The sequence below is a fragment of the Amycolatopsis sp. NPDC039088 genome (genome assembly GCF_055598845.1).
Window position 1 is genome coordinate 61014 of the sequence record NZ_JBVKAE010000044.1, and the last position, 8610, is coordinate 69623.

Genomic DNA, 8610 nt, shown 5'->3' on the forward strand with positions numbered 1-8610 from the left:
GCACGGGAATCTCCCGTCCCCGACAACGGCGTCCAGCTTTGAGGTGGCTTTTTCTATGACCGAGGTCGAACGGCTCAACTACGACGTGGTGGTGATCGGGGCAGGCGGCGCCGGTCTCCGCGCGGTCATCGAGGCCCGTGAGCGCGGCTTCAGCGTCGCGGTGGTGTGCAAATCGCTGTTCGGCAAGGCGCATACGGTGATGGCCGAAGGCGGCTGCGCGGCGTCGATGGGCAACGCGAACTCCAACGACAACTGGCAGGTCCACTTCCGCGACACGATGCGCGGCGGGAAGTTCCTCAACAACTGGCGGATGGCCGAGCTGCACGCCAGGGAGGCGCCCGACCGGGTCTGGGAACTGGAGACCTACGGCGCGCTGTTCGACCGCACCGCCGACGGCCGGATCAGCCAGCGCAACTTCGGCGGGCACACCTACCCGCGGCTGGCGCACGTCGGTGACCGCACCGGGCTCGAACTGATCCGCACCATGCAGCAGAAAATCGTTTCGCTGCAACAAGAGGACTTCAAGGAGACCGGCGACTACGAGGCGAGGATCAAGGTCTTCGCCGAATGCACGATCACCGAACTGCTGACCGATCGCCCGGGTCCGGGTGCCCCGGATGGGCCGAGCCGGATCTCCGGCGCGTTCGGGTACTGGCGGGAAAGCGGCCGGTTCATCCTCTTCGAGTCACCGGCGGTGGTGCTGGCGACCGGTGGCATCGGGAAATCGTTCAAGGTCACCTCGAACTCGTGGGAGTACACCGGCGACGGCCACGCGCTGGCGCTGCGGGCCGGGGCCACGCTCATCAACATGGAGTTCGTCCAGTTTCATCCGACCGGCATGGTCTGGCCGCCCAGTGTGAAGGGGATCCTGGTCACCGAAGGCGTTCGCGGTGACGGCGGGGTCCTCAAGAACACCGAGGACAAACGGTTCATGTTCGAGTACGTCCCTGACGTGTTCAAGGGGCAGTACGCGGACAGTGAGGAAGAGGCCGACCGCTGGTACACCGACCAGGAGAAGAACCGCCGCACCCCGGACCTGCTGCCCCGGGACGAGGTGGCGCGCGCGATCAACTCCGAGGTCAAGGCGGGCCGGGGATCGCCGCACGGCGGGGTCTTCCTCGACATCGCCAGCAGGCTGCCCGCGGAGGAGATCCGCAAGCGGCTGCCGTCGATGTACCACCAGTTCAAGGAACTCGCCGACGTCGACATCACGAAGGAGCCGATGGAGGTCGGCCCCACCTGTCACTACGTGATGGGCGGGATCGAGGTCGACCCGGACACGGCGTCGTCGAGTGTGCCGGGCCTGTTCGCCGCGGGTGAGTGTTCGGGTGGCATGCACGGCTCGAACCGGCTCGGCGGGAACTCGCTGTCGGACCTGCTCGTCTTCGGCCGACGGGCCGGGCTCGGCGCCGCGTCCTACGTCGCGGACCTGAAGGATCGCCCGAAGGTCAGCCAGTCCGATGTGGACGCCGCCGCGGCGATGGCGCTCGCGCCGTTCGACCCGCCGGGTGACGGCGTCGAGGAGAATCCGTACAGCCTCCACACCGAACTGCAGCAGTCGATGAACGATCTGGTCGGTATCATCCGCAAGGCGGAGGAGATCGAGCGGGCGCTGGAGAAGCTCGGCGAACTGCGCGAGCGGATCAAGCGGGTCACCGTCGAAGGGCACCGTCAGTTCAACCCCGGCTGGCATCTCGCCGTCGACCTGCGGAACATGCTGATGGTCAGTGAATGTGTCGCGCGGGCCGCGCTGATGCGCACGGAGAGCCGGGGCGGCCACACGCGTGACGACCACCCGGGCATGGATCCCCAGTGGCGCAACAAACTCCTCGTCTGCTCGGCCACGCCGGGCGACAACCCGGTGGTGCCGGAGATCGGTATCGAGGTCAAGGAACAGACCCCGCTGCGGCAGGACCTGCTGGAGCTGTTCGAACTGTCCGAGCTGGGCAAGTACTACACCGACGAAGAACTGGCCTCGCACCCCGGGAGTCCGGCATGAGCTACAAGGCGAGTTTCCGGGTCTGGCGCGGCGACGCCGATTCGGGTGAGCTGAAGGACTACAGCGTCGAGGTCAACGAGGGCGAGGTCGTCCTCGACATCATCCACCGGCTCCAGGCCACCCAGGCCTCGGATCTGGCAGTGCGGTGGAACTGCAAAGCGGGCAAATGCGGTTCATGCTCGGCGGAGATCAACGGCAAACCGCGGCTGCTGTGCATGACCCGGATGTCGACCTTCACCGAGGACGAGGTCATCACCGTGACGCCGATGCGGACGTTCCCGGTGATCCGCGATCTGGTGACCGACGTGTCGTTCAACTACGCCAAGGCCCGGGAGATCCCGTCGTTCACCCCGCCCCCGGAGCTGAAGCCGGGGGAGTACCGGATGCAGCAGGTCGACGTCGAGCGCTCGCAGGAATTCCGCAAGTGCATCGAGTGCTTCCTGTGCCAGAACACCTGTCACGTCGTGCGCGACCATGAGGAGAACAAGGAGGCCTTCGCCGGGCCCCGGTACCTCATGCGCATCGCCGAACTCGAAATGCACCCCCTCGATGTCGCCGACCGGCGGGACGCGGCGCAGGAGGAGCACGGGCTCGGCTACTGCAACATCACCAAATGCTGCTCGGACGTGTGCCCGGAAGGCATCCACATCACCGACAACGCGCTCATCCCGATGAAGGAACGCGTCGCGGACCGGAAGTACGACCCCATCGTGTGGCTGGGGAGCAAGCTCTTCCGACGGGACAAGTAGAGCCGGGGTGGTGCTGCTGAGGCTCCTATGACTGGGTGACAGGCCGCGGCGACTCGGTACTCGCCGAAGCCATCAGGACCGCGCAGATCGGCACCGCCAGTGCCAGCGTGGCCAGTACGAAGACCGGGAACAGAAAGGAGAAGACCTCCACCCCCGGTGGATCCGCCGCCGCCGGATCCAGGTGCAGGCGCACCGCCGCCATCCCGGTGTAGTGCATGCCGGTGACCGCCGCGCCCATCACCAGTCCCGCCGCCAGCCGGGGCAGGAGCTTGTCCAGCCCGACCGTGAACCACAGCGCGGCGGTCGCGGCGACGACCGCGATGATCACCGAGAGCGCCAACAGCGGGACGTCGTAGCCGATGGTCCCCTTGATCTGCACCGCCCACATCCCGGTGTAGTGCATGACGTTCACCGCGAGCCCGGTGAGCAGTCCGCCGAGCAGCAGCCGCCGCCACGCGAACCGGTTGCGGACCCCGAACACCAGCAGGCCGGAGAAAACCGCGGACACCGAAAGGACCGCGGACAATGCCGTGCGGAAGATGTCGTAGCGCACCGGCAGACCTGGCGTCGAAAAGCCCAGCATCGCGATGAAGTGCATGACCCAGATGCCGACCCCGCCGATGGACACCGCTGCCAGCGCGAGCCACCCCAGCCTGCTCCGCGGGTTGCTGGTGGACCGGGCCTGCAGTGTGCAGGCGAGCCCGAGCGCGCACCCCGCCACCGAGGTGAGGTACGCGAGCACGATGAGCCAGTTCCCCATCGCGAAATCGTCGTGATTCATCTGCATTTCCGGGCTCCTGTCAGGCTTTCCGCTGATGCGGCGCGTGTAACTCGGCCAACGCGTGCTCGGCCGCGGCGATGAGGGTCTGTTTCGTCGACTCCGGCGAGCGCGCGTCGCAGGAGATCACTTGCACCGCCGCCGGAATCTTGAGCGCCTCGCGCACTTGGTCGGGCGCGTGCTGGCGGGTGCCCTGGAACTGGTTGATGGCCACCAGGAACGGCAGGCCGCGCGACTCGAAGAAGTCGATCGGCGCGAAGCTGTCCATGAGGCGGCGGGTGTCGACCAGGACGATCGCGGCGACCGCGCCGCAGACCAGGTCGTCCCACATGAACCAGAACCGGTGCTGACCCGGCGTGCCGAACACGTAGAGCACCAGGTCGTCGGCGAGAGTGAGGCGGCCGAAGTCCATCGCGACAGTGGTGGCGATCTTCCCCGGCACCGCCTCGATCCGGTCCACCCCGACGCTCGCGGCCGTCATCACGGCTTCGGTGCGCAGCGGGAGTATTTCCGAGACCGCGCCGACGAAGGTGGTCTTGCCGGCGCCGAATCCGCCCGCCACCACGATCTTGGCCGAGGTGATCCGTCGTTCAGAGTGCGCGTAGTCCACTGAGGACCCTTTCGAGCAGGTCGTTGCGTTCGTCCCAGGAGGTGTCTTCGGTGAGCGTGTCCCGCACCGACACCTGTCCGGCGCCGATCAGGTCGCCGATCAGGACCCTGGCCACCCCCAGCGGCACGTTCAGGTTGGCCGCGACCTCCGCCACCGAACGCTGGTGCAGGCACAGCTGCGTGACCACCGCCAGCGGGTTGGTGGGGCTATAGGGCGCCGTGCGTCCTTCGGTGGTCGTCTCCACGAGCGCTTCCACCGGGAGGTCGACCGTCGGCCGGGTCCGGCCGGCGGTCCACGCGTAGGGGCGGGCCAGCGAAGCCGCGTGCCGGCCGCCCTCACGTCGCCGGGCTTCATTCACCGGGTGGCCCCCGGTGAGGCCGGATGCCGCACCGGGGTCTCGACCATCTTCCCGACCCGGTCGACCAGCAACGTCATCTCGTACCCCACCAGCCCGATGTCGCAGCCGGGGTTGGCCAGCACCACCAGGTTCGAGCCGTCGCCGACGTTCATCAGCATCAGGAAGCCCTGCTCCATCTCGATGACGGACTGCACGACCCGGCCGGCGGTGAACAGCTCGGCCGTGCCCAGCGCGAGGCTGGACAGCCCGGACGCGATCGCCGAGAGCTGGTCGGCCCGGTCCCGCGGCAGCGTCTCGTTCGCCGCCACGAGGAGTCCGTCCGCCGAGACGAGCGCCGCGTGCGCGACGCCGGGAACGTCCTGAGTGAACGCCGACATCAGCCAGTTCCGGGACTGGTCGATCACGTCCGCTCCTTCTTGCCGGATGTTCATCGCTTCTCCACCTTCGGTTCGGCAGGCTCGTTCGTGATGCGATGGCGGGCCGCGCGCATGCCGTTGTAGTGCCGGGAAAGGTTGTTCCGCACCGCCGCGGGATCGCGGAACGACGTGTCTTCCGGCTGCGGCTGGCGCGGGGCGGCCGCGCCGGGGGCGAGCTGTGCGCCGGGTTGCCGGGTCGGCAGCCCGGAGTCGGTGAACTCGAGATCGTCCAGGCCGCCGACCGCGACTTCCGCGGCCAGCCGGACCTGGTCGACGGGGGTGACCCACTGGCCGGTCTGGTCCGTCGCGGCCGCGACGGGTTCGTCGGCGAACCAGTGCGAAAGCATCTGGTCGAAGATCGGGGTCGGCTTCGGGGTGGGCTCCGGGCCGGAGGGCGCTGGTTCCTCGGAGGGCCATCGGGGTTCGAGCTCGTGGCGGGCGCTGCCGTTGATCGCGGGCCGGGGTGCCGGGGGACCGGGCCGCGGCGGCAGGTCGACCAGCACGAGCACGCCGGGAACGTGCACGCTCGCCGTGATCCCCGCGCTCGCGGTCCGGGTGGTCGTCGGCCGCAGCCGGACGGTGATCCCGTGCGACGCGGCGAGCCTGCTCACCACGAACAGTCCCATGCGGCGCGTGGTTTCCGGGCTCACGGTGGCACCGGCGGCGAGGCGGGCGTTCGCTGCCTCGATGTCCTCGCGGCCCATGCCGAGCCCGACGTCGACGACCTCGATCAGCACTCCGCCGTCGAACCCCCGGTCGGCGGTGAGCACGACCTGCTCCTCCGGCGGCGAGGAGCGGATGGCGTTCTCCAGCAGTTCGGCGAGGATGTGCACGACGTCGGCGGCAGCCTCGGACTGCACCGACCCGCGCGGCGCGTTCCCCAGGGAGATCCGTTGGTAGTCCTTGACCTCCGAGGTCGCGGCCCGCAGCAGCTCGACCGTCGCGACCGGCCCGATATCCCGCCGCACCGGGCGGCCACCGGCGAGGACCTGGAGGTTCTCGCCGTTGCGTCGCAAGCGGGTGGCGATGTGGTCGATCTGGAAGAGCTCGGCGAGCCGCTGCGGATCCTGCTCGTCGGCTTCGAGGTCCTCGATGACCGAAAGCTGCAGTTCCACCAGCGACTGGCTGCGGCGGGACAGTGTCATGAACATCTCGCTGACCTGGATGCGCATCTCCGCCTGCTCGCCGACGGCCAGCCGGACGGCCTGCCGGTGCATGTCGTCGAAGGCACGGGCGAGCTGGCCGATCTCCTCCTCGGAGTCGACGGGGAGCGGCTCGATCGCCTGCCAGTCGATCGCTTCCCCGCCTCGGATCCGCTCGATCGTGTCGGGCAGCCGTCGGCGTGCGGCGTCGATCGCGGCCCCGTGCAGCCGCCGGATGGGCGCGACCAGCGACCGCGCCACGGCGAGCGCGATGGAGAGGGCACCGAGTAGCGAAGCGATGATGAGCGCGGCGTCGCGAAGGGCGTCGGAACGGGCCAGATTGGTCTGGACCCCAACCGAGTCGGAAAGCGCTTTGACGTGCTCCGTCAGCAGACTCCCGAGCGCGGCACGTTTCATCGCCGGTCCACCGGCGCCCGGGATGGTCGCCGCGGCGAACCGGGCGGCTTCCGCACCCGGCGTCAACGACCGGCGAATCTGGGCGGTCAGTACGGATTCCTCGGCGGCGGCGTGCTGAGCGGCGGCCACGATCGGCGGGTCCTGTGGCTGTCCGGACAGCACCTCTTGCACCGCGAGACTGGTCCGCAGCTGCACGAGCGCACTGGCGATGCCTGCCGAGGCGTCGAGATCCGGGCTGCCCGCCTGTCCGACCACGCCGGGTAACACTTCGGTGAGGGCGAAGAAGAAGTCGTGGTAGCCGCCGGTTTTGACGGCGGGCGACCCGGTCTCCTGCCGCAGCTCGGCCAGCTTCCCCAACTCGGTCTCCAGTGCCCGCGCGGTCTGTGGCGCGAGCCGCGCGAAGTCGGCGTCATGCCGCACCGACGCCGCTTTCGCGTCCACCGCGCTGGTCTGCGCGGATCCGCCGTCGTGGATCATCTCGTCGGCGACGAGCGTGCTGAGCTCGACGATCCCTTGCAGGACAGGCATTTGATCCCGTACGGCGCTGAGCCCGCCCGCCCTGGCGAGCTCGGCCTGTACCCGTACTCCCGCCAGCAGCACCGCGACGAGCACGGGCAACAACAGCACTACGGAGATCTTGGTGCGTAGCCGCCACGTACTGGGATTCCAGTAGGTGGCGGCAGAACGGCGTCGAAGTGGTTCGTCTTCTTTCATCTGTGGCGCGGCTCGATTCCTATCCGTGGCCCGATGAACGATTTTCAGAGTGCGTTTTTTCCCTGAATTCAAGCCAGGGACGTAACTCCGCCGCCGGGGGTGTCGTCAAGGAGTCGGACCCGTTTTCCCTCGTACGCATCAGCTACAGAGGGTGAACGTTGCACCGTCCGGCTTTTTACCTTCGCGTAGGGTGAACTACCCGATTCCGTGATCGCCGCGTCCGTGAATTTCCGGCGTCGGCGCCCGAGGGTTCGGGTGAAAAGAAATTGACCGCTGTCGCAGCGGCGCGGAAGATGAGTGCGGACACCGACCAAGGGAGCGAACATGATATGGCGACGCGAGGCCATCGCACACCTTGGCATGAAAGAAAAGCGGGGCTCCCTGCCGTCGACGTGACACGACGTCGCACTCGCGGAGCCGCCCATCGGGAAACCGGACCGGGCGGTTTTTTCGTTGTGTGTTCTTTTCGGTGAACCCTTGCTTCTGGAACAGAGCAGTCCGGTGCGCGGTGCGCGCCGGACTGTGTTCCAGGCCAAGGCGCGTTGGTCCAGCGGAATGGATACCGGGCTTTCATCCCGGTGACGTGGGTTCGACTCCCACACGCGCTACGCCCCGGCACGGCGGGGAAACCTGTTCCGTCGTACCGGTGCGGCGGTGTGGGGTCCGTGTGCTCCACACCGCCAGACGCGCACGGTCCGGCGACCGGCCGGGATTCATAGCCCCGGCCAGCCTGGCTCGACACCAGGGTGCGCGACTCAGGCGCCTTTGCGGGCGCTGTGGATGTCGCCGTGTTCGTCGCGGCGCAGCACGATGTCCCGGAATCCGTTGCGCCGCAAGCCCTCTTCCAGCGTGAGCCCGTTCGTGGCGACGACCACGAGCAGTCCGCCCCCGGCAAGGCTCGCGGTGATGCGGCCGAGATGTTCGGGGGACTCCAGAAAGGCCAGGACGACGTCGAAGGTCCCCATCACCGGCATCCGGTCGAGCTGATGGACCTCGTAGGAGATGCCTGCCGGATCGCGTTCCTCTTCACGCTGCGCGGCCGCGATCAGCACCTGGTCCGCGTCGACACCGGCCACCCGGCGCGCGCCCTTGCCGCGGAACAGCCGCGGATAGCGGCCATCGCCGCATCCGACGACCAGGACCGACCTGCCCGCCAGGTCCGGGAGCACTTCGAGCAGCGTCGTGGCCTGGTCCGACATAGCGCCGACGCTAGCCGACGAGGTCACCGTCCCGACAGGACCAAGAGGCCGTATCCCGGAGTACGTGAAGGCCTCTTCCCTACCTTGAGGGTCAGGGTCGCGGCAAAGTCGCAGAGTTGCTGGTCGGCGCTGTTCTTGGTGGTCTGGATGTGGCATCGCTGATGCCTGTGGGGTGCGAGTGTGGAGGATTTGGGACGGTGAAGGTCCCAAATCCTCCACACTCGAGGT

General features: G+C 68.0%; 8 protein-coding genes and 1 tRNA gene. 3 read left to right on the forward strand and 6 right to left on the reverse strand.

The window, feature by feature from the left end:
- Positions 1-55 precede the first annotated feature (55 nt).
- Both ACZ7KI_RS37565 and ACZ7KI_RS37570 read left to right on the forward strand, forming a co-directional pair.
- Positions 56-1999: a fumarate reductase/succinate dehydrogenase flavoprotein subunit gene (locus ACZ7KI_RS37565; protein WP_470277763.1), complete on the forward strand. Its 1944-nt coding sequence runs from the start codon at positions 56-58 to the stop codon at positions 1997-1999.
- Positions 1996-2748 (forward strand): succinate dehydrogenase/fumarate reductase iron-sulfur subunit, encoded by a 753-nt coding sequence (locus ACZ7KI_RS37570; RefSeq protein ID WP_470277764.1) that lies wholly within the window; start codon positions 1996-1998, stop codon positions 2746-2748. Before ACZ7KI_RS37565 ends, ACZ7KI_RS37570 begins: the two co-directional genes overlap by 4 nt.
- 25 nt (positions 2749-2773) lie before the next feature.
- Here the strand turns inward: ACZ7KI_RS37570 and ACZ7KI_RS37575 are convergent, their stop codons facing one another.
- From ACZ7KI_RS37575 to ACZ7KI_RS37595, 5 genes are read right to left on the reverse strand one after another with little or no spacing between them, the layout of a single operon-like run.
- Positions 2774-3529, reverse strand: coding sequence for an MHYT domain-containing protein (locus tag ACZ7KI_RS37575; RefSeq protein WP_470277770.1), 756 nt, complete (start codon positions 3527-3529; stop codon positions 2774-2776).
- Between the two features lie 19 nt (positions 3530-3548).
- Positions 3549-4136 carry a GTP-binding protein gene (locus ACZ7KI_RS37580; protein ID WP_470277765.1) on the reverse strand — a complete coding sequence of 196 codons (588 nt, stop codon included), beginning with the start codon at positions 4134-4136 and terminating at the stop codon, positions 3549-3551.
- On the reverse strand, positions 4117-4494 hold the full coding sequence (locus tag ACZ7KI_RS37585) for a DUF742 domain-containing protein (protein ID WP_470277766.1): 378 nt from the start codon (positions 4492-4494) through the stop codon (positions 4117-4119). Before ACZ7KI_RS37585 ends, ACZ7KI_RS37580 begins: the two co-directional genes overlap by 20 nt.
- Positions 4491-4925: a roadblock/LC7 domain-containing protein gene (locus ACZ7KI_RS37590; protein ID WP_470277767.1), complete on the reverse strand. Its 435-nt coding sequence runs from the start codon at positions 4923-4925 to the stop codon at positions 4491-4493. Before ACZ7KI_RS37590 ends, ACZ7KI_RS37585 begins: the two co-directional genes overlap by 4 nt.
- Positions 4922-7096: a sensor histidine kinase gene (locus ACZ7KI_RS37595; RefSeq protein WP_470277768.1), complete on the reverse strand. Its 2175-nt coding sequence runs from the start codon at positions 7094-7096 to the stop codon at positions 4922-4924. Before ACZ7KI_RS37595 ends, ACZ7KI_RS37590 begins: the two co-directional genes overlap by 4 nt.
- Positions 7097-7719: 623 nt before the next feature.
- Between ACZ7KI_RS37595 and ACZ7KI_RS37600 the strand changes: the two genes are divergently transcribed.
- Positions 7720-7791: transfer RNA gene (locus ACZ7KI_RS37600), tRNA-Glu, on the forward strand.
- A gap of 147 nt (positions 7792-7938) precedes the next feature.
- Here ACZ7KI_RS37600 and ACZ7KI_RS37605 read toward each other — a convergent pair.
- Positions 7939-8382, reverse strand: a complete 444-nt coding sequence (locus tag ACZ7KI_RS37605) for a class I SAM-dependent methyltransferase (protein ID WP_470277769.1) — start codon at positions 8380-8382, stop codon at positions 7939-7941.
- Between the last annotated feature and the right edge of the window lie 228 nt (positions 8383-8610).